Origin of the sequence: Paraburkholderia tropica (genome assembly GCF_914484835.1) — a bacterium.
Classification (GTDB): Bacteria; Pseudomonadota; Gammaproteobacteria; order Burkholderiales; family Burkholderiaceae; genus Paraburkholderia; species Paraburkholderia tropica_A.
Window position 1 is genome coordinate 63,113 of the sequence record NZ_CAJZAR010000061.1, and the last position, 23,891, is coordinate 87,003.

Below are 23,891 nucleotides of genomic sequence, written 5' to 3' on the forward strand. Positions count from 1 at the left end.
AAACCCCATGCTATTTCCCGAATCCTGGCTGAGAAGCTTTGTCGATCCGAAGCTCACGACCGATGAACTCGCCCACGCGCTCACGATGGCGGGCCTCGAAGTCGAAGGCCTGAGCCCGGCCGCGCCGCCCACCACGAAGATCGTCGTGGGCCGCGTGCTCGAAGTCGTGAAGCACCCGGATGCCGACAAGCTCAACGTCTGTCAGGTCGACGCCGGCACCGGCGCGACGCTGCAGATCGTGTGCGGCGCGCCCAACGTGGCGCCCGGCATCAAGGTGCCCGTGGCGCTGGTCGGCGCGGAACTGCCGCCCGCCGAAGAAGGTGGCAAGCCGTTCGCGATCAAGCTCTCGAAGCTGCGCGGCGTGGAAAGCCAGGGCATGCTGTGCTCGGCGCGCGAGCTCAAGCTCTCGGAAGACCACAGCGGCCTGATGATCCTGCCGGAAGATCAACCGATCGGCCAGGACATCCGCGAAGCGCTCAATCTCGACGACACCATCTTCGAAATCAAGCTCACGCCGAACAAGGCCGATTGCCTTTCGGTGTACGGCGTTGCGCGCGAAACCGCCGCGATCACCGGCGCGCCGCTGCAAGCGCCCGTGTATCCGAAGGTCGAGGTCAAGCTCAACGAAACGCTGCCTGTGAAGATCTCGGCGCCCGATCTGTGCGGCCGTTTCTCGGGTCGCGTGATCCGCGGCGTGAACGCGCACGCGAAGACGCCCGCATGGATGGTCGAGCGCCTCGAGCGTTCGGGCCAGCGCAGCATCTCGGCGCTCGTCGACATCTCGAACTATGTGATGCTCGAACTCGGCCGCCCGTCGCACGTGTTCGATCTCGACAAGATCCACGGCTCGATGGACGTGCGCTGGGGCAAGAAGGGCGAGTCGCTCAAGCTGCTCAACGGCAACACGGTCGAAGTCGATGAAACCGTGGGCGTGATCGCCGACGATCGCGAGATCGAAAGCCTCGCGGGCATCATGGGCGGCGACAGCACGTCGGTCACGCTCGACACGAAAAACATCTATCTGGAAGCCGCTTTCTGGTGGCCGGATGCGATTCGCGGCCGCTCGCGCCGCTACAACTTCTCGACCGATGCGGGTCATCGTTTCGAGCGCGGTGTGGACTGGTCGACGACCGTCGAGCACATCGAACGCATCACGCAACTGATCCTCGACATCTGCGGCGGCGAAGCCGGTCCGGTCGACGATCAGACCGTGAACGTGCCGCAGCGCGCGGCCGTGAAGATGCGCGTCGCGCGCGCGAACCGCATCATCGGCGTGAAGATTGGCGCCGATGAAATCGCTGAGATCTTCACGCGTCTCGGTCTGACGTTCGAACGTAGCGTCGATGCCGCGGGCGAAGAGTCGTTCAGCGTCGCGCCGCCGCCGTATCGTTTCGACATCGAGATCGAAGAAGACCTGATCGAAGAAGTCGCGCGTATCTATGGCGTCGAAAAGATTCCGGCGCTGCCGCCGGTGGCGCGCAGCGAAATGCGCGCGACCAACGAAACGCGTCGTTCGATCCATGCGATCCGTCACGCGCTCGCCGCGCGCGACTACGCGGAAACGATCAACTTCAGCTTCGTCGACGCCGAGTGGGAACTCGATTTCGCCGGTAACGACAAGCCCGTGAAGCTGCTGAACCCGATCGCGAGCCAGCTTTCGGTGATGCGCACGACGCTGTTCGGCAGCCTCATCAACGTGCTGCGCCACAACCTCAATCGCCGCGCGGACCGCGTGCGCGTGTTCGAGGCGGGCCGTGTATTCCTGCACGATGCGTCGATCAAGGCCAGCGAGATGACGGTCGAAGGCTTCGCACAGCCGAAGATGATCGGCGCGCTCGCGTATGGTCCCGCGCTCGACGAGCAGTGGGGCGCGCAAACGCGCGGCGTGGACTTCTTCGATATGAAGGGCGATCTCGAAGCGCTGTTCGCAGGCCTCGGCGCTGCGAAGACGCCGCGTTTCGTGAAGGCCGAGCACCCGGCGCTGCATCCGGGACGCAGTGCGCGCGTGGAAGTCGACGGCCGCGCCGTGGGCTGGATCGGCGAACTGCATCCGCGCTGGATGCAGAAGTACGACCTGCCGCATGCACCGATTCTCTTCGAAGTGGAAGCCGACGCGCTGATGGCGCGCGAGCTGCCCGCACCGACCGATGTCTCGAAGTTCCCGCCGGTGCGACGCGATATCGCGCTTGTTGTGGATCAAAAGATCGAGGTGCAAGCGCTGCTCGACGAGTTCCGCAAGGGCATCCAGGACGAGCCCGCACGGATTGTGCAGAGGGTTGCGTTGTTCGATGAATTTCGTGCAAAATCAAACACTTCCGGGCTTGGCGCGGACGAGAAAAGCCTTGCCTTCCGGGTGACCCTGCAAGATACTGGCGGAACTCTTCAGGACGAGACGGTCGACGCGGCCATCAAGTCCCTGGTGGATCGCCTGGCTCGAGTGTTTGGCGCCCGGTTGCGCGGATAAGCCTCACGGCTCATCACGGACCGACAATCGCTTCCGGTTTGCAGCGTCATTGCAACCGGAAGCGCGCCATTTCAAAGATAGATGAACGAAATGAACTCGAGTGATTTCGAAGCCCTTCTAGCGGCACAGCGTAGCGCCATGATTCGCGACATTCCTGCCTCGTCGGCAAGCGCCACGAACGACACGCCCACGCTGACCAAGGCCGAACTCGCAGAGCTGCTGTTCGACAACGTCGGGCTCAACAAGCGTGAAGCGAAGGACATGGTCGAAGCGTTCTTCGAAGTGATTCGTGACGCGCTCGAAGGCGGCGACAGCGTGAAGCTCTCGGGCTTCGGCAATTTCCAGCTGCGCGACAAGCCGCAGCGTCCTGGCCGCAACCCGAAGACGGGCGAGGCGATTCCTATCGCGGCACGCCGCGTCGTTACGTTCCACGCGAGCCAGAAGCTCAAGGCGCTGGTCGAGAGCGGCGCCGAGGCGAGCTTTCCGCGTTAAGCGAGATCAATGCATGCGCGGGTCATCCCGCGCGCGCCCGCACGGGTGGCACAGCGGCGGGCGTGACTGGATACTACGGACCCTGGCGGCGACGCCAATTTGCGCAACCACCACGACGGCAACCCGGCGATGACATCGACAATCGAAAAGGTCGTCTTGCCTCCGATTCCCGCCAAGCGCTACTTCACGATCGGCGAAGTGAGCGAGCTCTGCGGCGTGAAGCCCCATGTTTTGCGGTATTGGGAGCAGGAGTTCACGCAGTTGAAGCCGGTGAAGCGGCGCGGCAATCGCCGCTATTACCAGCATCACGAGGTCTTGCTGATTCGCCGCATTCGCGAATTGCTCTACGAACAGGGCTTCACGATCAATGGCGCGCGCAACCGTCTCGATTCGCATGGCGCCGCGAGCGACGAACCCGAAGCGAACGAAGCGCCGGTGAGCGAAGGCAACATGGCGAACGTCGATGTCGATCAGCTGCGCAAGGCGCTGCTGCATGTGCTCGATGTGCTTGGGCGGTGAGTGGTGTTGAGTGGCGGTGAAATTGCCCCGCAGCTTCTTTTCCGACGAATTGCACGCAGGCAGTTCTAATTGCGAAAAGGGTCTGTTATACTCTCTAGCTCTCGGGGCGTAGCGCAGCCTGGTAGCGTACCTGCATGGGGTGCAGGTGGTCGGAGGTTCAAATCCTCTCGCCCCGACCAGATATCTCTTTGATTCTGTTCTGGAATCAAGAAAATCAATGGCTTAAAGCAGGGTGTAGCCGGTGTTACACACACTTGTTACACTCCTGCCCGCCATGACAAACCATCTCATCAAACGCGGCAACGTTTATTACTTTCGCCGCAAAGTTCCCGTCGATCTCGAAGAGCACCTTGGCCAAAAGGCCATCATGTTCTCGCTGCGTACGCGCGAGTACGCGGAAGCCAAGCAACTGGCTGCTACACATACCGTCCTTACGGACGCTCAATTTGCTGCGGCCCGAGCGCTGAAGGCGGCCAAGACCCCGGAACCCAACGCCACACCGCCTATGGATTCGGCAATGGCCGACGTATTCCTTGTTGAGGAGGAATGGCGGCGCGAGTACGAGGCGAACAAACAGTGGCACGATGCGCGCTCCGCTGGGGAGCGCGACCAGCGCGAATCCGTTGATGCGATCATGGCCACGTCTGGTATGCCCAGCGTGAGCCAAATGGAGTTTTTCGCAAGCGAAGGCGGCTTCCATCCCGACGACATGCCGACGCCGAAGGAAGTAGCGCTGGTGGTCGCAATGCGACGTGCTGCCGGGACGGCGAACTCCTCCAAGATTGGTCACGCTGGTATAGAGCGGGACGTTGCGCCCGCAATCAGCTTGAGCGGGGAAACCTTGCGACATGTCGTTCCGTCGTGGATCGCTCGCAACGCACCTAAGGCAAACGCGATCAGCCGGACGAATAAGGCGTTGGACCTGTTTGAGGAGGCAGTGGGTCTAATTCCCCTGCGGCAACTCACGAAAGCCCATGGAGCGAAGTTTGTTCGGTTCCTGCTTGATGAGAGCGAGCGAGGCTTTAAGCGGAAAACAGCAAGTAACCACGCTAACGCGATTGGCGTGCTGGTCCGTGTCGCGGTGAAAGACGACCTAATCGACAGAAACCCTTTTGACTTGACCTTTGACAAGACCATCGGTGCCGAGACGCGGACGCCATGGACCGACGCAGAACTTGCGCTCGTCTATATGCACCCTTTGTTTTCCGACCGAATGGATGCGGTGCCAAGGTGGCAGCGCGTAACGCCAGCGGACGGCCGGGCGCTACTGCTGATCCTGCAACATACGGGGGCGCGCATTGGGGAAGTGGCCCAGCTACGCCGCTGTGATTTCCTGGTACAGGACGGCATGACGGCGATTCGTATTACGGCAGAGGCTGGGACGCTCAAGACGAAAGAATCAGAACGCACGGTGCCACTTGCGGCGCACCTTTTGGCGGACGCATGGTTTGGCGCGTGGGTCGCAGGGTTGATGGACGGCACCAGCCCTGGTGCGCCGGCATTCCCCTCAATGGCCGGCCGAACCCGGGGCCCAGGAGATACCGCTGTTCAGTGGTTTTTCCAGTTCCGAAAGGCGGCGGGGCTGCCTGAGGGTACGCTAAACGGAGCGCACCGCTTTCGGCATTGGATACGCTCGGCGTTGGCGGCCAAGCACATCGGTGAGGAGACCGCTGACGCGATAACGGGACACGCAGCGCAAGGTTCCTCGGGGCGGGTGGCGTACACCAAAATCCCCCTTGACGTCATGCTGGACGCACTAAATCGCTTAACGTTTCCGAATCTTTGCTCGGGTAGGGGCAGCTAGACTGTGGTCTTGCGCGAACTATACGGCCGAGTGCGCGGCGGTTGAGGTTGAGTGATCATCTGTCAACCGAAGGTGTCAACCATTTGTCAACCGGTGACACCAGCGAAAGCCTTGTCGCATAAGGGTTTGCGGGTAATTTGAGCCCGCAGCGAGTAAAAACTGTCAACCAAATTTGGATTTTTTATCGCTAGTTGAGAGTCGTGCGCGCGCAATGCCCATGCTAAAGCAGGGCGGGGAAGGACCCGCAAAAAGGACATTAAACTAGCCATCTCCTTTCGCGCGCTCGCCTGTCACTAGAAAAGCATTCGGATGGCGCAGCCGCCGCTGGCTTGGCACAGGCGCGCGACCACCGTGTGCTTGCAGATCATTCCTTGGTGTTGACGTTCACCCAGAATTGACCTGGTCAGGATTCGGTGAACGCCAACAGGCAAAGGTTTGCCGTTCTCGATTAACTCAGTCGCGCATTCTGTAACTACCTGCCTAACTCCGGGCAGTGTCCCGGCTTCGGTTTCTGGCATCCAATCCAAGCTCGGGAACTTAGCGCATAGCTGACGTGTACATGGTCCGCTACGGACCGATGGCGCTGTGCGTGTGCAGATCAGCGGACATTTTGTTTCTCGCGGATCGTGGATTGCTTTCGGCCTGATTCTATAGCTGCCGATAGCATGCAACCAAAACCCCGGTATTTGGCAACTGTCTGTGGTGTGACATGGATTCGGATGGTTATCTTCCAAGCGTTCGCTGACGCCCGGCAACTAAGTCTCGATTAGCAGCACGCGGTTCACGCGACACCAAGAGTCGGGATGTCGATTGAGCGATACGTAAATATAGAATGTTCACTCTTAGTCGCACATGCGAATCGCATAGAAGACAGTTTCGGTGGTGGCTCGCAGATGAGATCTTTGTGTAACATCAGCGCTGCCGCTCAGGGCGGCCGGTTACAAGAAGGCAGGAATGTACTCCTCTTCCTTCCTCGCTAGTGTAAACTCATCCTGAGACCTTAACGTACAACAACAATTTATGCCACCGATCTTTCCGATAAGTGCAGGCGATTACTACAATTCAAATCCGGAAGCGAGTCATTCTGCCGGAGATATTTGGGCTGATCTTCCGACATACGGACTACTTGGGACGCGTCGTCGCGCTGGTATTGTAATCACGCCTCCTTGTGATCTTGCGCAAGGAAAAGTTGAAACAATTACGTATCTTCCGATCATTAATTTAAGCAGCTATTTTTCTATGAGTGCGTTTCTCCCGGTAGTCATCCGGGAGTTACGCGGGCAGCTTACGTTTTTGAAAATTGATGATTTATCCGTAGTTGGTGGACGCTTTGCCTTCCCATCTGGCGATGAACTAAATCGGGCAAAAACAGAAGTTGACGGAATTTTATCAAATAAGAACATAGGTGCCAAAGATATTGGTGCGGCAGAAAAGGCGCGCGCATGTTTGAAGATTTTAGAGCAGATTCTCGATGTGGAGTTGTCGGAATGTGAGGCTGAAATAGTGGGCAGAGCACTTGGCTCTAAAGCCACAAAAACTCTCTATGAGAATTTAATTAAAAATTCGCACGCCATAGATTTGCATTTTCTTCCAAAGGATAATCAACCATCCGAATGGTCTGCCATAAAATCGCATTCACTGGTTCTTTTTAGGTATCCGATCACGGCACCCGTAGAGCTTTTTGATGAGGCGCAGGAGATCAGCAATCGAAACTGGCAATCAGCAGTAGAAAAGGTAGCGAAGAAAGTGCCGGCCGCCGCCGCATTCGCTGAAGTCCGCCCTATGAAAAGAGCTGTTTTGAAAAGTAGCTTCTTTTCCGATTTGCTTACTAGATACGCCGCTATGCACGTGCGAGTTGGATCGCCGGATTTTAGCCAGAATACAATCGACAACTATATTTCCGACCTTGGATTCAAAAAATGAAATATTTCGCGATTACCCAGCAGACCGCCGACTGGTTGTTGAGTAAGCCGACAGTCGTAGACGAGTTGGTAAAATTCATGCTGAATCCAACCGCGATGCGATGTTTAGCTGGCTATGAGTTCACGCAAGGTCCTGTTCGGCTGTCGGGGACGGAAGATTCCAGTATGATTGCGTTCTGGAATATTGACTACCTCGGTGGAACTGGTGCAGAGGCATGGGGTTTTATTAGAATTGACTCATCCGTAGGGCTGAGCGGAAAACCGGAAATTGCGCGAGAGGTGTTCGAGCGTTGCTTATATGTGCTTAACCAGCGCTTGCGCGGGTATCGCATTGATGGAGCGTTTATCCATCGGTCTTATGCTAACGGTACCCACACTTGCTTAGCAGGAAGGGGATCTACCGCGCGGCAGTATAGTGTGGGATTCATTGAGCGAAATATTGACGCTGCGAGCACTGGTAACCGGACGTTTGTTTGTGTCGGCCCGATGCACGACTTTAGCAAGCTATCCGAGTCTGCGGAGCACGAAGGAGCTGCGATTAATGCTCTCTATCGAGAAGTGTCCGATATCCTGATTTCTGCTCGGCGCAACCCGATCACTGATGCCGGTGTACTGCAAGATTTATCTGATGCGCTGTCTGTGTATACATGGGCGGATGGGAATTATCGAGATGAGTATGCCGACGTGGAGATTAGCGCGTCGGATCGAGCTTTTACCGGCGTCGATCTGGTTAAATCTATTGGGATGAGTTACGAGCAGTGGCTCGAAGCAAATAGTCCGCTTTCTAATAACCAACGTCGAATTCTAAACTCAATAGCAATTGATTCTCACCCCCTTAGAATCGTCGGTCCAGGTGGGTCCGGTAAAACATTACTAATGCAGTTGCTCGCGCTTAAGCGCTTGGATATCGCAAAGAAAAGAGATATTTCTCTGCGTGTATTGTATATTGCGCACAACTCTGCAATGGCTGAAAAGGTCGCTCGAAGATTCGATGTTCTTGAAAATGGCAATAAAATTCGTGATGCCAAAAGAACGGTCGATATTATGACGTTGACGGAGTATGGCCTTCAACAATTGGGTCTCGAATTTTCTTCGATTATCGACCCAGATGCTGAGGCGGCGAAGGAATTTCAATTTAATGAATTAGATTCTGCTATTTCTCAGGCGTTTTCTGATATGGAAAATGTCGTGCGAAATAGTACGCTTCTGTCTGAAATCCAGAAAACGCCAAATTTAATGCGGCCGTTTGTAAAGCTGGCTATGGCTGAAATATCGAGTGCAATTAAGGGGCATGGTCTAGAAAATGATAAGCGGCGCTACGTGGAATCCGAGCAACAGTTAAGTCGTCTGCATGGTATTTTGAATGCGGATGAGCGGCTGTTTATGTTCAACGTTTTTGAGCGATATCGTGCCGCCGTTTTTGAAGGTTATCAGGTGCTCGATACTGATGATATTGCGCTTTCGCTTTTAGGGAGACTGCGAACTCCTATTTGGGAGTTAAAGAGAAAGGATCTCGGGTATGACTATGTGTTCGTTGATGAGGCGCAGTTATTCAACGAGAATGAACGTAGGGTATTTCCATTTTTAACGAACGGGAAGGCGCAACACGTTCCCATAGTTTTGGCTCTCGATGAGGCCCAAGATATTTATGGTCAATCAAGTGCTGGTTTTGCCTCGCTAGGTATAGTCGATATGACCAGTGAAAACCTCTCGTCGATTCATCGATCGACTCGGGATATAGTGAAGCTGGCATTTTTTGTTATTCAGAGAAGTACGGATCTTTTTGGTTCTGATTTTCCGGACTTTACGGGAATCGCAGATAAGATGGAGGATGAGAAGCATCCGCTTGTTTCTCGGCCGCGAGTTGAGATTGGAAGCGCAGAGAGCAAGCTCGGCAAATTCGTACTCCGGCGAATTCGAGATCTGCGTAAAGCTAACATTCGCCAGATTGGTGTTATTTGTCACGCGGATCAATATTGGGATGATGTTTTAACCGCACTGCGTGGAACAGATCTACCGCTTCAAATACTTGAGGAGCGAGGAGTACGTTTGCCGTCAACTCAGCCGCTTGTTGTACTTACAAAGCCAGCTTATGTCGGCGGGCAGGAATTCGACGCTGTTGTTGCGGTGGGTCTGGAGCAAGGTGTTGTTCCGCCGCGAGTATCGAATAACGATGCGTTGGCGACGGCAATCGAACAACAAACTCTTCGCGAACTCTACCTGAGCATCACGAGAGCGCGATTCAGGCTAGTTTTTCCGCTAACGACAGGTGCAAGTCCTTCGGCCGTGCTTCAAGACGCGATAGAAGCTGGTTTGCTTGATAACGTTGCCTAAAGGCTGGAATAGTAGAGCGGCGGCCGCGCTTTACGTCGACTTGACGTTGAGTTCGCGGCCGTCGTCTTAAAAAGATCATTTGGGCGGTGGGGGGGGTAGTTCGGATCATTAAGGTATGCCCGTGTGATCCAGCTTCGGGGAAGGCAAAAGCCAGATCAATAGGGTTGATCGTATGTGAGCCAGCCGGTACGATTGATCCACCAACCCAATTGATCCAGTCATGACGAAAGGACGCAAGCTGTACTACGGTCGCATCTCAACCACGGATGGCCAGTCCATCGCAAGTCAGGTCGAAGACGCGAAAAACCACGGTGTCAGCGAGAAAGACACGTTCATTGACGAAGGCGTGAGCGGGTATCACGTTGCGCCACTCGATCGTCCGCAGTGGGCCAAGGTCGAGCACGATCTACGGCACGGGGGCGTGCTGGTGGTTCGCTGGCTTGATCGCATCAGCCGCCGTTACGACGAGCTGCACGCCACGATGCGACGATTGATGGATATGGGTGTACGGGTCGAATGCACGCTCAACGGGATGGTGTTCGACGGCTGCGCAACGGATGCGATCCAGAAGGCGTCACGCGATGCCGTGCTGGCGTTCATGGCCGCGCAGGGTGAGGCGGACTATCTGAACCGGGCGGAGATGCAACGGCGGGGTATCGCGATTGCCAAGGCCGAGGGGAAGTACACCGGACGGCAGCGTGCCCATGACTACGCCGCGATCAAGGCATGGCGGGCCGAACAAGGTGCGTCGATCAGCAAGACGGCAGAACACTTCGGCGTCGGCACCGCGACCGTAAAGCGGGCGTGTGCGGAATAGTCAGGGTCGGTGTTTTTGTGTCAGGAGTCGGCCGGAACCCCGCAGACGGCAGTCCATCCCGCGTTTCGCCGCGGCTGAGGCGAAGACAACCTTACGGGGCCGCCGCCTGTGATATTCACTGCCATCGGCTCCGCCGCTCGCTGGGCGGGTCCCTCGCGCCGGATTTTGTATCTAGACACCGGGTGCAGCCCCAATAGCCATTAGCTGACGTTGGCCTTTTCCCGCATTGTGAAATGCTCGGGGGCTTTGGTAAGGATCGGGAGCCTCGCCCGCTTCCCGGCTCGTTTTTCGTATCGTGAAACAAAGGGGGGTCTTGATACACCCCAAATAGTTGAGGACGCCGCGAGCGTCTTTTTTTTCGTCCATAGAGGCCCACGATGGGGCCAATGCCGGCAATTTAATAAGTTGTATTAATGAATATCAAAGAAAGAGTGGCGCGCTTGCGCCGTCGTAACGCTGGTGTCCGCGTTCTCCGAACCCCCAACCGGGAAGTTGTTGTAGTCGACTTTTCGGAAGTACAGGCAATTACGGCATGGCGTCTGACGCCGTGCACTGTCACACGCAAAGGTGGCACTGAGTACGCGCTAACGGTCGACACCGATTCATTTCTCGCGGCGGTCTTACGGGAGGCCGAGTGAGATTGATCGACGTAGCACCGGGGGCTTGGGCCGCATCTGCGGAGGACATCGCGGAAGTGATGCGCGAGCAGTTCTGGATTGTTGGCGGGCGTGTAGTGCGCTGGGATGGCGACGAGATGATGCCAATGGGCGCGCGGGAGGTTGAGATGCGTTTGTGTGATCAGCGGCAGCGCGCTTATGTGGCCGGTAGGTCGAATGGACGTGCCGCGCGCGTGCCCGCAGACTTACTGGCGCTGGGTATCGCTGAATTCAAGCGCACCGCGCGGAAGCACGGACGGGTGGTTGACCATAAGGTGCGCTGGCCAATGATGGTTCGTGATCGAGGCGGCTGGCTTCCAGTGCCAGTGGCGACGGCGGGTGTTTTGCGTGTAGGTAAGACACTCGTTTGCGTCGAAGGAGATGGCGCGAAGGACGCGCTGGCGTTGGCTGACAACGCGGCATTCGTGCGCGCCGTTGAAGTGGTGATGGCCCCGTTCGCAGAATACCGTTTGGCGGATCAACGGCACCAGGCGCTAGTTCTAGCAGCGATGCTCACGGCGGCGAATCGTCCAGCGCTACGGACAGCTCCGGCTATTGTGATCGAGTCGCCGCTACCGCGTTCAGGCAAAACGCTGCTGGCCGATAGTATTGGCGCGCTTGTGCCCCAGCGGGATGATTACGGCAGCGTCGCTGTATCTATGCCAACGAAAGAGGAAGAGATTGAGAAGCGGGTGTCTGCGTGGTCCGAATCGGACGAGCCGGTTGTCTCACTGGACAACCTGACAGGGCTAGTGGCGAGTGATGCGCTAACGGCGTTGATTACGTCCGGTGTGGCGAAGTATCGCCCGTTCGGATCGAACACCGAAATGTGTACCGTTGATTTTCGCGGGCTGATCGTGATGACAGGGAACAACGCTAAATTGAGCAGGGACTTACGCGCCCGGTCGCTGAACATTCGTATCGACACAGGCAGCCTCGCGCCAGAAACCATCGTGCACGCTTTCCACCCGCTGGAAAAGATCGAGTCCGAGCGGGCTGAGATTGCAGCCGCAGCCATTGGGATTCTGTCGGCGCGTGGTGCGGCGCGCGAGCAGTGGATGCGGGACGTTTCGCCTGATTTCGCTGACTTGATTGCGCCTGCTGTGCGGCGAGCGTGCGAGCTGATGCCGGAGCGTTTTGAGTGGCCCGCCAGCGTTGCGGTGGAAATGTTCCCGACCGATGGCCCGACAGCGGTGGTGTCCGAGTTGTTGGAGGCACTGGTTGGTGCTTCTGACGAGCGCGTGTCGGCGTTCGAAGCAGGTGTGACAGCGGATGAGATGCGCCAATGGACTGAGGTGATCGAAGTCATGGAACCAGTGTTGGCGAACAATCGAAAGGGCTTGAATCGGATCAGCCTTTCGCAAGAGTTGGCCAAGTTAAATGGCGTGCCGTGCGAATTCGGAAGGATCACTCAGACAAAACGGACAGCCACCACAAAGCCGAGATGGCGGGTGGAATTCTCGCCTGCGTTCCGTGAGCAGCGCGCGAAGTGTCTCGTGACGCTGAATATGGACTTGGATTAGGAAAGGTTGGGGGTGGGGGGTGAGGTAGGTCACTAGGTCACAAACCAGACTTTAAGTCACTGCATTCCCAATTTATTCAACAACTTAATGCGAGAATTTACGCCCTGCCGGTAGGTCATCGGTGGGGCATTTTTTATGACCGAAGGAAACAGAAGTGACGAAGTTGAAGTTTGATTTTGAAGTAAGCGGCCGACCTCTGACGGACGGCATTGGTTTTAAACACACGGGCATGAATGCCGCCGAAATCTTGGTACTGAAGGAGTGGCAATGGAAGCAGCAGGGGCGGCGGTGCGCGCTGTGCGGCGCGAAAGTGACGTCGAAAGATGCGGTGTCGGATCATGACCACGCCACAACGGTGGCGCGCGGGGTTTTGCACAGACACTGCAATGCCTGGTTGGGGACGATGGAGACGCGGGGGGAGGCAGCGGCGTATGAGGCAATCAAGGCAAGATCAGAGCGATTCAACGCATCAGATTGGCTGTTTAAAGCTCGGCGGTATTTGGCCGAATGGGCGGCGCTAGTTGCCGAGGTTGTGCCTGTTTACCATGCGTACGGCGCATTGGTGGGAAAGCCATGCCAGCCGATGCCGTGCGGCTTTTCGTCCAAGCTGGCGCGAGCGCGTCGGCGAGCACGCGTGCGCCGCTCTTGGGAAGTGCGGACGAAGTTTTGCCCAAAAACGGCCCGACAGCTACGTCGGCCTGCGCCGGTTGCTGAGTGGAGAGCTGCTGAGCGCAGGCTGGCCGACGTGAGCGGCACGCTTGCGGATTGCATCATGATGGCGTATCAAATCCCGGGATTCAGTCCGGTTAGCCTTTTGGACGCGAAGTGATGCGGTCATCTGGATCGCGACTTAGTTCGCCGGGATTGGACGGTGTTGTCCTCCCGAAAGTGTTACACTGGGCTGTGACATCGGTAACGCAGCGTATTTTTGGACCATTGATTTATAAGGATTTTTGTTGGCGTCGATGGGGTTCAAATCCTCTCGCCCCGACCAGGAAGTTGAAAAAGGACTTACGGTGAAAACCGTAGGTCCTTTTTCTTTTTGCGCTGCATTAAGCGTGCGTCGATACTTTCGCCGCCGTCCTCACACCCGCTTTAAACCCTCCAATACAACGGCGTCCCGCGCGATCGCGGCGAACAAGCCCACAAAGAAGTGCGCCACAAACAAGTGCGCAAGATCCGGCTGTTAATTTTTCTCACATATCGGTGAGAATCATTCGCTATGAGGGACGCGCGCGGACCCTTACGATTAGCGCATCTCACCCGTGCCGGATCTCGCTCATCGCGCGCGACGCCTGCGCGCGTCCGCGCTTTGGCGTTTGCCGCCTCCGCACATCATCGATATCGCCGCTTCCATGAATCCGATCGAACTCGCTCAGCTCGTCTTTCTCGCCGCCTTGTGGGGCGGTTCGTTTCTCTTTATCCGTGTCGGCGTGACGGATCTCGGCGTGGCACCGCTGATGGCGCTGCGCGTGGGTATCGGCGCGCTGTTCCTGCTGCTCGTGCTGTTCTCGCGACGTTCGCCGCGCGAGGCGTTCGCTGCGCTGCGCGAGCGCGCATGGCCGCTGCTCGTGGTCGGTTTTTTCAATTCGGCGGCGCCGTTCTGTCTGTTCGCGTGGGCCGAGTTGACCTTGTCGGCGGGCGTGACGTCGGTGATCAACGCGACCACGCCGCTGTTTGGCGCGATCGTCGCGTACTTCTGGCTCAAGGATCGCTTGAGCGGCCTGCGCGTGGCCGGACTCGCGATTGGTTTCCTCGGCGTAGTCGCGCTGGTCTGGGATCAGATCGCGAACCACGCGGGCGACGGTGCCAGCGCGTCGTCGACGCTGCTCGCGGCGGGCGCGGCGCTGACCGCTTCGGCGCTCTATGGCGTGGCGGCGAGCTACACGAAGCGTCACCTCACGGGCGTCGATCCGCTCACCGTCGCGGCGGGCACGATGACGGCCGCCACGTTCATCCTGACGCCGTTCGCGATCGCCACCTGGCCGCACGCGGCCGTATCGCTGCACGCATGGGGCGCGACGCTCGGTCTCGGTGTGGCCTGCACGGGCGTCGCGTATCTGCTGTTTTTCCGCCTGATCGCCGCGATCGGCCCGGCGCGCACGATCACGGTCACGTTCGTGATTCCGGTGTTCGGCATTCTGTGGGGCGCGCTGTTTCTCGGCGAGCACGTGTCGTTCGGCATGGTCGAGGCGTGCGTGGCGATTCTCTGCGGCACGGCGCTCGCCACCGGTTTCATCAAGCGTTTGCCCGGTATCGGCGCGCGCGCGGATCGCGCCAGCGTGAAGCAGTAAGCGCGTCGCTGCCATATCGTTTCTTCCTCTCGTAGATCGTTGCGAACGCAACGACATGCGTAACAACCTGCGCAACGATCTACGCATCGAGTCGCATCGCAGTGTATCCATCGCACGCGATGCGCTCGCTAGTGACATCCCGCGATTTCCTCATCTCCCCACCCGCATTGCAGGATTCATGAATTGCGCTGAAAGCATTCAATTAGCGATTCCATGAATGCCCGTTCCCGTCCTGCGCACGATCATCCATTCGCCACTACACTGGCGGCACTGTACGGATGATTCATTTGCAAACGCTCGAATTGTCGTGCGGGCTTTGCTCAGCCGATTCAGTTGGCGATGACGTCTGCAACGGCACGTGGCACGTCGCGTGCGCCAGTCGTCGGCGGTGCTGGGAAAGCGTGCGATAGGCGGGCGATAAGCGGGCGATAAGCGGGCGATAAGCGGCCGCGTCGTGAAATGTCGTTCCTTGCCGGGGATGTTCATGACAACAAGTCAATCGGTGACGGCAAGCCGCCTGCTACGCGGCGTGTGCGCGGCGCTGCTCGCCGCGGGAGCGGCCAGCGCGCAGGCCGACCAGTTCGGCATTCAGTTCGGGCCGGGCTGGGCGGACCACGACGTGAAGAAGCTCGACCTCGGCCTCGTCTGGGATCCGGGCTTGCAGTGGTGGCACTTCGCGGGTTTTCACTTCACCGTGGTCGGCGAATTTCACGCGGCCTACTGGCATCTGACCGAAGCCGCCGCCACGCAGCCTTCCATCTGGGAATTCGGCGTGACGCCGGTGTTCCGCATCATCAAGGATACGGGCTGGATTCGTCCGTTCATCGAGGCGGGCGTGGGCGTGCGCATGCTCACGCACGTCGAGCTGACGCCTGACCGCACCTTGTCGTCCGCGTTCCAGTTCGCGGATCTGGTCGGCATCGGCGCGCAGTTCGGCGAGCACCAGAACTATCAGGCGGGTTTCCGCTTCCAGCACATCTCGAACGCCGATATCAAGACCCCGAACCCCGGCCTCAACTTCACCTGGGTCTACGTGCAGTACAACTTCTGAGGCGCTTCGCCGTCTTTCTCCCAGTCCTGCCCCGATTCTTTCCGCGCTGGTTTCTGCCTTTGCCCGCCAGATCCGCGGTGCGGCGCGCCACGGCGCCGCGCCGGAGCCGGTCGCGCGCCGTAACCCGTTACACTATGTTCATGATGCAGTGCACCACGCGCGCTGCATCGCCGGTTTTTTTCCATAGCGATGCGCCGGCGTCGCAGACAAGGAGTGAGGAGCAGGCATGGCAATCGAAACGGTAGGGATCGTGGGAGCGGGCACCATGGGCAACGGCATCGCGCAGGCGGTGGCGGTGGCCGGGCTCAAGGCGGTGATGATCGACGTGAACGAAGCGGCGCTCGCCAAAGGCGTGGCCACGCTCACGCACAGCCTCGAGCGCCTGGTCTCGAAGGGCAAGCTGGAGGCGGGCGCGCGCGACGCGGCGCTCACGCGCATCGAAACCTCCACCGACTATCAGCGCCTCGCGAGCGCCGACCTCGTGATCGAGGCGGCCACCGAGAACGCCGAGCTCAAGACGCGCATCCTCAAGCAGATCGAGAGCGCCGCGCGCGCCGATGCGATCATCGCGTCGAATACGTCGTCGATTTCGATTACCGCGCTGGCGACCACGCTCGCCGATCCGTCGCGCTTCATCGGCATGCACTTCTTCAATCCGGTGCCGATGATGCCGCTCGTCGAAGTGATCCGCGGCTTGCAGACACGCCCGGACGTGGCCGAGTCGGTGCGCGAACTGGCGCAGCGTCTCGACAAGACGCCGATCGGCGTGAAGAACGCGCCGGGCTTCGTGGTCAACCGTATTCTCGTGCCGATGATCAACGAGGCGTTCTTCGTGCTCGCCGACGGCATCGCGAGCGCCGAGGAAATCGACGCGGGCATGAAGCTCGGTGCGAATCATCCGATCGGGCCGCTCGCGCTCGCGGACCTGATCGGGCTCGACGTTTGCCTGTCGGTGATGGACGTGTTCCTGAAGGACTTCGGCGATTCGAAATATCGCGCCTGTCCGCTGCTGCGCGAGATGGTGGCGGCGGGGCAGCTGGGCCGCAAGACCGGCCGCGGCGTGTACGCCTACGACAAGGTGTCCTGAGCGCGCGTCGTGCGCAAACCGGTGCATCGCGATGCGTCACGCGATGCACCGTGACGCCGCCTTTCAGGCGCGCACGCGCACGCCATATTGCGTGACCTGGCGGTACGTGTCGCCGGGACGCAGCACCGTCGCTTGCGCAAGCGACGCGTCCATGTTGATCTGATTCGGGAAGCCGCCCGCTTCGAGGCACAGCGCCCCATGCTTCACGCACGGCACGCCGTGGCGGCCGGGCTGGCCTTCCAGATAATTCCCCGTATAGCACTGCAAGCCGCGCTGATCGGTCGCGACGCTCAGTTCGCGTCCGCTGCCCGGCTCGTACACGCTCGCGACGTGGCGCACGGCGTGCGCGGGATTGTCGCGCAGCACATAGCAATGATCGACGCCGCGTGCGCGTGCCAGTTGCTCGTCGGGCCAGTCGAGCCGCGCGCCGAGCGGCGCGCCGTGACGGAAGTCGAAGGCGCTGCCCGAGACGTCGGCGACGCCGGTCGGGATCATCTGCGCATCGACTTCGAGCACGCTGTCCGCGTCGATCGTGAGGATATGGCCGCGCACGTCCGCGCCCGGCTCGCCGCTCAGATTGAAGTAGCCGTGGCTCGTGAGATTGAGCGGCGTCGGCGCATCCGTCACGCCTTCGTATTCGATCGTCAGCGTGCCGTCGTCGTCGAGCGCGTAGCGCACCTGCACGCTCACGTTGCCCGGAAAGCCGCCGTCGCCCTCGGGCGAATCGAGGCGCATCAGCAGCGCGCCGCGATCGTCTTCGACTTCCCACAGCTGACGATGAAAACCGTTCGCGCCGCCGTGCAGCAGATTGCCGTTTTCGTTGCGATCGAGCGCGTAGTCGATGCCGTCGAGTGTGAAGCGCGCGCCCTGGATGCGGTTCGCCCAGCGGCCGACCAGTCCGCCCATATAGGTGCTCGCGGCGTCGTAGGCGGCGGGCGTGTCGTGGCCGAGCAGGATTTCGCCGAGCCGTCCGGCGCGGTCGGGCGCGAGCCAGGAGACGAGCGTCGCGCCGAAGTCGCTGATCGTCACTTTCATGCCCTGGGCGTTGCGCAGCGTGTAGAGCCGGCAAGCGTCGCCGCCGGGCAGCGTGCCCCAGGGTTCGGGGTTCAGTTGGACGAGACTGTTCATGGGACGATGTGGTGGTGGTCGAGGCGGGGCGGACCGCAATCAGCCCGCGGTGTGCGTTGAAGGAGTGGACGCCGAAGTTGACGCCGATGTTGACGCAGAAGCCGGCGGCGTCACGCTGTCCTGATACTCGCGCGGCGTGCAGCCAAGCTCGCGCCGGAACACGGCGTACATATATTGCAGCGAGGTAAAGCCGCAGCGGATCGCCACTTCGGCGCTCGATGCGTCGCGGCTCGCGAGCATCGCTTTCGCGGCGTCGAGCTTGTGGCGCAGGATTTCCTGGTGGACGGTGCAGTGCCGCTCGCGCCGGAAATACTCTTCGAGCGACGAGCGCGACACGCCCACGTAATCGGCGACCTGCTCGGTCTTGATGCCCTGGCACGCGTACTGGCGGATGAAGTGGCGCGCGCGCATGACGTGCGGGCTCGACAGCGGTTCGTGGCGCGTCGATTCGAGCACGTTGATGCCGACGGGCGGCACCAGAATGCGCCGCCCCGGAAAGCGCGCGCCGCCGAGCATCTGATGCAGCATGTGCGCGGCGGTCTTGCCCATTTCCTCGGTGCCCTGAATCACCGACGACAGCGGAATGCGCGTGAGCGTGCGCGTGAGCGGATCGTTGTCGATGCCGATGATCGCCACCTGCTCGGGCACCGCGATGCCGTGCATCAGGCAGGCTTGCAGCAGTTGGCGCGCGCGCGCGTCGGTCACGGCGATCACGCCGACGGGCTTGGGCAGCGCGTTGAGCCAGACGCCCAGTTGCTCCGAAGCCTGATTCCACGACGGCGCGCTGGTCGCGAGACCGCGATAGATCGGCGCTTCGACGTCTTCCTCGCGCGCGAGCGCCTGAAACGCGAGTTCGCGTTCCTGCGCCCAGCGGTTTTCCTGCGCGACCGGCAGGCTATACATCGCCAGATGCGGCAGCCCCGCGCCGATCAGATGCGTCCACGCGAGCGAGACGAGCTTGCGGTTGTCGGTGGCGATATACGGCAGATCGGCGGGATAGTGCGCGGCGTCCTCGAACGACGAGCCCACGGCCACGACCGGCAGCGGGCAGCCTTGCAGCGCCTCGGCCACGGCGGGATCGTCGAAGTCGGCGATGATGCCGTCGCCCTCGAAGCGCTCGATGCCCGCGAGGCGGCAGCGGAAGTCCTCTTCGAGAAACAGATCCCACGCCACGCGCGTCGAGCGCAGGTAATGGCCGATGCCCGCGATGATCTCGCGGTCGTACACCTTGTTCGCGTTGAAGAGCAGCGCGATCCGATGCGATGTCTGGGAAGCAGGGGCGCGGTTCATGGCGTGTCGCGGGGCGTCTGCAAACCTGCGGTTCGCGGGCGCGGCTGTCTCCGTGTCTGGCGCGGCGCAAGGTGCGCGCGGCGCGGGCTGTTTTAAGTGTGCGGTTATTTTAGGCTCACTGCGGCCTGTGTGCGCGTACGCGGCAGTGCACTGGCAGGAAACGTTACGCGGGTCGCGCAATTTCGCAATTGCCCGCCTTTGCGCGTCGCGGGCAGTATGGCGTCACATTGCAAGGCGCGTGCCGTTGCGCCGCAACATAACCGGAGACGCCATGTCGTATTTCGAAGCCATTCCCGCGATTCGCTACGAAGGTCCGCAATCGGATAATCCGCTTGCCTATCACCATTACGACCGCACGAAGAAGGTGCTCGGCAAGACGCTCGAGGAGCATCTGCGCATCGCCGCGTGCTACTGGCATTCGTTCGTGTGGCCTGGCGTCGACATCTTCGGGCAGGGCACGTTCAATCGTCCGTGGCAGCAGCCCGGCGACGCCATGGAGCGCGCGCATCAGAAGGCCGACGCCGCGTTCGAATTCTTCACGAAGCTCGGCGTGCCGTTCTATACCTTCCACGACACCGACGTCGCGCCCGAAGGCAAGGACCTGAAGGACTACACCGAAAACTTCGCGCGCATGGTCGATTACCTCGGCGCGAAGCAGCAGTCGAGCGGCATGAAGCTGCTCTGGGGCACGGCGAATCTGTTCTCGCATCCGCGTTATGCGGGCGGCGCGGCCACGAGCCCGAACCCCGAAGTGTTTGCTTACGCGGCCACGCAGGTGTGCCACGCGCTCGACGCCACGCACAAGCTCGGCGGTGACAATTACGTGCTGTGGGGCGGCCGCGAAGGCTACGACACGCTGCTCAACACCGATCTCGTGCGCGAGCGCGACCAGTTCGCGCGCTTTCTCTCGATGGTGGTGGAGCACAAGGAGCGCATCGGATTCAAGGGCGCGCTGCTGATCGAGCCGAAGCCGCAGGAGCCCACCAAGCATCAGTACGATTACGATGTGGCGACCGTACACGGCTTCCTCACACAGTACGGACTCCAGAATGAAATCCGCGTGAACATCGAGGCCAATCACGCGACGCTCGCGGGCCATTCGTTCCATCACGAAATCGCCATGGCTTACGCGCTCGGCATCTTCGGCAGCGTGGACGCCAATCGCGGCGACCCGCAAAACGGCTGGGATACCGACCAGTTCCCGAACAGCGTCGAGGAACTGACGCTGGCGTTCTACGAGATCCTGCGCCACGGCGGCTTCACGACCGGCGGCATGAATTTCGACGCGAAAGTGCGCCGCCAGAGCAGCGATCCCGCTGACATGTTCTACGGCCACGTCGGCGCCATCGACGTGCTCGCGCTGGCGCTCGAACGCGCGGCGGTGCTGGTCGAAAACGATCGGCTCGAACAGTTCAAGCGTCAGCGTTACGCGGGCTGGGATACGGAGTTCGGCCGCAAGATTCTCTCGGGCGGCTTCTCGCTGTCGTCGCTGGCGGCCGACGCCGCTGCGCACGGCGTCAATCCGCACCATGCGAGCGGTCACCAGGAGCGGCTCGAAAACGTCGTCAATCAGGCGATTTACGGTCTGCGCTAAGTCGGTGAAGCAGGCGGACGCGCGCCAGTAATCGCGCGCCGCCAGAATAAAGGATGGAGACAATGTTCATCGGTATCGACCTCGGCACCTCGGGCGTCAAGGCCGTGCTGCTCGATCGCGCGGGCGACGTGCTCGGCACCGCGAGCGCGCCGCTCACGGCAAGCCGCCCGCAGCCGCGCTGGTCCGAGCAGGCGCCGCAGGACTGGTGGCAGGCCACGCGCGCCGCGCTGGGCGCGTTGCTCGACGAGGCGCGCCGCAACGGCATCGACACGGACCGCATCGAAGCGCTCGGCCTCACGGGCCAGATGCACGGCGCGACGCTGCTCGATGCGAACGGCGAGGTGCTGCGTCCCGCGATCCTCTGGAACGACGGTCGTTCGGACACCGAATGTATCGAACTCGAACGCGCGGTGCCGGAACTGCACGCGCTGGCGGGCAATCTGGCAATGCCGGGCTTCACCGCGCCCAAGCTGCTCTGGGTGCGCAAGCACGAGCCGGACGTCTTCGCGCGCATCGCGCATGTGCTGCTGCCGAAGGACTATCTTCGCTGGCTGCTCACGGGCGTGTTTGCGACCGATCCGTCCGACGCGGCGGGCACGCTCTGGCTCGACGTCGCGAAGCGCGACTATAGCGACACGCTGCTGTCCGCCTGCGGACTCACGCGCGCGCAGATGCCGCCCGTGGTCGAAGGCAATCAGGTGACCGGCAAGCTGCGCCCTGAACTCGCGAAGGCCTTTGGCCTGCGCGAGATTCCCGTGGTGGCGGGCGGCGGCGATAACGCGGCGGGTGCGGTGGGCGTGGGCATCGTGCGTCCCGGCGACGCCATGTTCTCGCTCGGCACTTCCGGCGTGTATTTCGCGGTCTCGGACGGCTTTCTCGCCAATCCCGATTCCGCCGTGCACAGCTTCTGTCATGCGCTGCCGCGCACCTGGCATCTGATGTCGGTGATGCTCAACGCGGCGAGCTGCCTCGACTTCACCGCGCAACTCACGAACTACGAAAACGTCGGCGCGATGCTGGCCGATGCGCAAGCGCACACGAACGCCGATCTCGACGCGCGCCGTCCGTGGTTCCTGCCGTATCTGAGCGGCGAGCGCACGCCGCACAACAACGTCAACGCGAAGGGCGTGTTCTACGGCATGACGCCGCAAACCTCGCGCGCCGATCTCGCCAACGCCACGCTCGAAGGCGTGGGTTTCGCGCTGCTCGACGGCATGGACGCGCTGCACGCAGCGGGGCTCGTGCCGGAGACGATCACGGTGATCGGCGGCGGCTCGCGCAGCGCGTACTGGACGCAGATGCTCGCTGATATCAGCGGCCGCGCGCTCACCTTGCGTGCGGGCGGCGAAGTCGGCCCGGCGCTGGGCGCGGCGCGTCTCGCGCATCTCGCGCTCGAACCGGATGCGCCGCTCGAATCCGTGTGTCCGCAGCCGCCCGTGCTCGCCGTGCGCGAACCCGATGCCGCGCGTCATGCGTGGTATCGCGAGGCGCGCCGTCCGACATTTCGCGCGCTCTACGCCGCGCTCGAACCGGTTTTCGCCACCGGCGCCTGAAACGCGGCGGTGACGACGAAGTTTCCGCGCGGCCAGCGTAGCCGCGCGGTTTCCTGCAAGGCCCGCAGTTGCATCGCCAGAAGTTGGATCGTTCCCGGTTAGATCGTTTTACGCGCAAGCATCGCGCGCGTGCACTTCATCATCAACTACAACGCCATGACGCGCCGTCGCCGCGCAGTGCGCGGCCGGCGCTCGCCATTACGAGGAGTGGAGACATGCAATTCGCCAAACGCCGTTCGGTTCTGGGGTCGCTCGTTTGCGGCGCCGTGCTCGCGAGTCTGTCGCTGGCCGCGCCGCTCGCCCACGCGAGCAAGGATCATCCGGAAATCGGTTTCTGTATCGACGATCTGCGCGTCGAGCGCTGGTCGCGCGATCGCGATTATTTCGTGGCGGCAGCGGAAAAACTCGGCGCGAAAGTGTCGGTGCAATCCGCGGACGCGAGCGAGGAACGCCAGATCTCGCAGATCGAAAATCTGATCTCGCGCGGCGTCGACGTGATCGTGATCGTGCCGTTCAATTCGAAAACGCTCGGCAACGTCGTGGCCGAAGCGAAGAAGGCGGGCATCAAGGTGGTGTCGTATGACCGCCTGATTCTCGACGCCAACATCGACGCCTATATCTCGTTCGACAACGAGAAGGTCGGCGAACTGCAGGCGCAGGGCGTGTATAACGCGCAGCCGAAGGGCAATTACTTCCTGCTCGGCGGCGCGCCGACCGACAACAACGCGAAGATGCTGCGCGAAGGCCAGCTGAAGGTGCTCAAGCCCGCGATCGATCGCGGCGACATCAAGGTGGTCGGCCAGCAGTGGGTGCCGGAGTGGAGCGCTTCGACGGCGCTGCGCATCATGGAAGACGCGCTCACGGCGAACAACAACAAGATCGACGCGGTGGTCGCCTCGAACGACGGCACGGCGGGCGGCGCGATTCAGGCGCTGGCCGCGCAGCATCTCGCGGGCAAGGTGCCGGTCTCGGGCCAGGACGCCGATCTCGCGGCGGTCAAGCGCGTGGTCGCCGGCACGCAGACGATGACGGTCTACAAGCCGCTCAAGCTGATCGCGGGCGAAGCGGCCAAGCTCGCCGTCGATCTCGCGAAGGGCCAGAAGCCCGCCTTCAACGCGCAATACGACAACGGCAAGAAGAAGGTCGACACGGTGCTGCTGCAACCGACGCTGCTTACCAAGAGCAATGTCGACGTGGTCGTGAAGGACGGCTTCTATACGCAGGCGCAACTGGCGAGCCAATAAGGTCGACTGGCACGCAGTCAGGCAGTGCAGGGGCCCGCGCGCGGCGAATCAACAACGCGCCGCGCGCGGGCGCAGTGAGCGGTGTCGTCACGCTCACGCGAACAAGCAGACCTCGACAG

General features: G+C 60.6%; 17 protein-coding genes and 1 tRNA gene. 16 read left to right on the forward strand and 2 right to left on the reverse strand.

Annotation, left to right across the window (positions count from 1 at the left end; genetic code table 11):
- Nucleotides 1-7 precede the first annotated feature (7 nt).
- The 13 genes from pheT (at nt 8) to LDO54_RS20940 (ending at nt 16,963) form a co-directional block, all read left to right on the forward strand.
- Entirely contained in the window at nt 8-2,464 is a 2,457-nt protein-coding gene (gene pheT, locus LDO54_RS20880; protein WP_224012569.1) for a phenylalanine--tRNA ligase subunit beta, read from the forward strand.
- 81 nt (nt 2,465-2,545) lie between these two features.
- Nucleotides 2,546-2,956: an integration host factor subunit alpha gene (locus tag LDO54_RS20885; protein WP_065060340.1), complete on the forward strand. Its 411-nt coding sequence runs from the start codon at nt 2,546-2,548 to the stop codon at nt 2,954-2,956.
- 129 nt (nt 2,957-3,085) lie between these two features.
- A complete protein-coding gene (locus tag LDO54_RS20890) occupies nt 3,086-3,475 on the forward strand; it encodes a MerR family transcriptional regulator (protein ID WP_224012570.1) in 390 nt (129 codons plus the stop codon).
- A 102-nt stretch (nt 3,476-3,577) separates the two neighbouring features.
- Nucleotides 3,578-3,654, forward strand: a tRNA-Pro gene (locus LDO54_RS20895).
- A gap of 95 nt (nt 3,655-3,749) precedes the next feature.
- Nucleotides 3,750-5,279, forward strand: coding sequence for a DUF6538 domain-containing protein (locus LDO54_RS20900; RefSeq protein WP_224012571.1), 1,530 nt, complete (start codon nt 3,750-3,752; stop codon nt 5,277-5,279).
- 1,020 nt (nt 5,280-6,299) lie between these two features.
- Nucleotides 6,300-7,202: a hypothetical protein gene (locus tag LDO54_RS20905; RefSeq protein ID WP_224012572.1), complete on the forward strand. Its 903-nt coding sequence runs from the start codon at nt 6,300-6,302 to the stop codon at nt 7,200-7,202.
- On the forward strand, nt 7,199-9,535 hold the full coding sequence (locus tag LDO54_RS20910; RefSeq protein ID WP_224012573.1) for a UvrD-helicase domain-containing protein: 2,337 nt from the start codon (nt 7,199-7,201) through the stop codon (nt 9,533-9,535). The genes LDO54_RS20905 and LDO54_RS20910 overlap by 4 nt, the downstream gene beginning before the upstream one ends.
- Nucleotides 9,536-9,755: 220 nt before the next feature.
- Nucleotides 9,756-10,352 carry a recombinase family protein gene (locus tag LDO54_RS20915; RefSeq protein WP_224012574.1) on the forward strand — a complete coding sequence of 199 codons (597 nt, stop codon included), beginning with the start codon at nt 9,756-9,758 and terminating at the stop codon, nt 10,350-10,352.
- A 640-nt stretch (nt 10,353-10,992) separates the two neighbouring features.
- On the forward strand, nt 10,993-12,531 hold the full coding sequence (locus LDO54_RS20920) for a hypothetical protein (RefSeq protein WP_224012575.1): 1,539 nt from the start codon (nt 10,993-10,995) through the stop codon (nt 12,529-12,531).
- Nucleotides 12,532-12,685: 154 nt separating this feature from the next.
- Nucleotides 12,686-13,360: an endonuclease domain-containing protein gene (locus tag LDO54_RS20925; RefSeq protein WP_224012576.1), complete on the forward strand. Its 675-nt coding sequence runs from the start codon at nt 12,686-12,688 to the stop codon at nt 13,358-13,360.
- Nucleotides 13,361-13,886: 526 nt separating this feature from the next.
- Nucleotides 13,887-14,825 (forward strand): DMT family transporter, encoded by a 939-nt coding sequence (locus LDO54_RS20930; RefSeq protein ID WP_224012577.1) that lies wholly within the window; start codon nt 13,887-13,889, stop codon nt 14,823-14,825.
- Between the two features lie 484 nt (nt 14,826-15,309).
- A complete protein-coding gene (locus tag LDO54_RS20935; RefSeq protein WP_224012578.1) occupies nt 15,310-15,876 on the forward strand; it encodes an acyloxyacyl hydrolase in 567 nt (188 codons plus the stop codon).
- Between the two features lie 226 nt (nt 15,877-16,102).
- Nucleotides 16,103-16,963 carry a 3-hydroxybutyryl-CoA dehydrogenase gene (locus tag LDO54_RS20940; RefSeq protein ID WP_224012579.1) on the forward strand — a complete coding sequence of 287 codons (861 nt, stop codon included), beginning with the start codon at nt 16,103-16,105 and terminating at the stop codon, nt 16,961-16,963.
- Nucleotides 16,964-17,026: 63 nt separating this feature from the next.
- On the opposite strand, the gene LDO54_RS20945 is transcribed toward LDO54_RS20940, so the two are convergent.
- Together LDO54_RS20945 and LDO54_RS20950 are read right to left on the reverse strand one after the other, a co-directional pair.
- Nucleotides 17,027-18,091, reverse strand: coding sequence for an aldose epimerase family protein (locus LDO54_RS20945; RefSeq protein ID WP_224012580.1), 1,065 nt, complete (start codon nt 18,089-18,091; stop codon nt 17,027-17,029).
- Nucleotides 18,092-18,130: 39 nt separating this feature from the next.
- Complete coding sequence (locus LDO54_RS20950; protein ID WP_224012581.1) at nt 18,131-19,381, reverse strand: XylR family transcriptional regulator; 1,251 nt, start codon at nt 19,379-19,381, stop codon at nt 18,131-18,133.
- 271 nt (nt 19,382-19,652) lie between these two features.
- On the opposite strand from LDO54_RS20950, the gene xylA reads away from it, so the two are divergent.
- The 3 genes from xylA (at nt 19,653) to xylF (ending at nt 23,772) form a co-directional block, all read left to right on the forward strand.
- The gene (gene xylA, locus LDO54_RS20955; RefSeq protein WP_224012582.1) at nt 19,653-20,975 is read left to right on the forward strand and encodes a xylose isomerase; all 1,323 of its coding nucleotides are present in this window, start codon (nt 19,653-19,655) and stop codon (nt 20,973-20,975) included.
- A gap of 62 nt (nt 20,976-21,037) precedes the next feature.
- Complete coding sequence (gene xylB / locus LDO54_RS20960) at nt 21,038-22,528, forward strand: xylulokinase (protein WP_224012583.1); 1,491 nt, start codon at nt 21,038-21,040, stop codon at nt 22,526-22,528.
- A gap of 215 nt (nt 22,529-22,743) precedes the next feature.
- The gene (gene xylF, locus LDO54_RS20965; RefSeq protein ID WP_224012584.1) at nt 22,744-23,772 is read left to right on the forward strand and encodes a D-xylose ABC transporter substrate-binding protein; all 1,029 of its coding nucleotides are present in this window, start codon (nt 22,744-22,746) and stop codon (nt 23,770-23,772) included.
- Nucleotides 23,773-23,891: the final 119 nt, after the last annotated feature.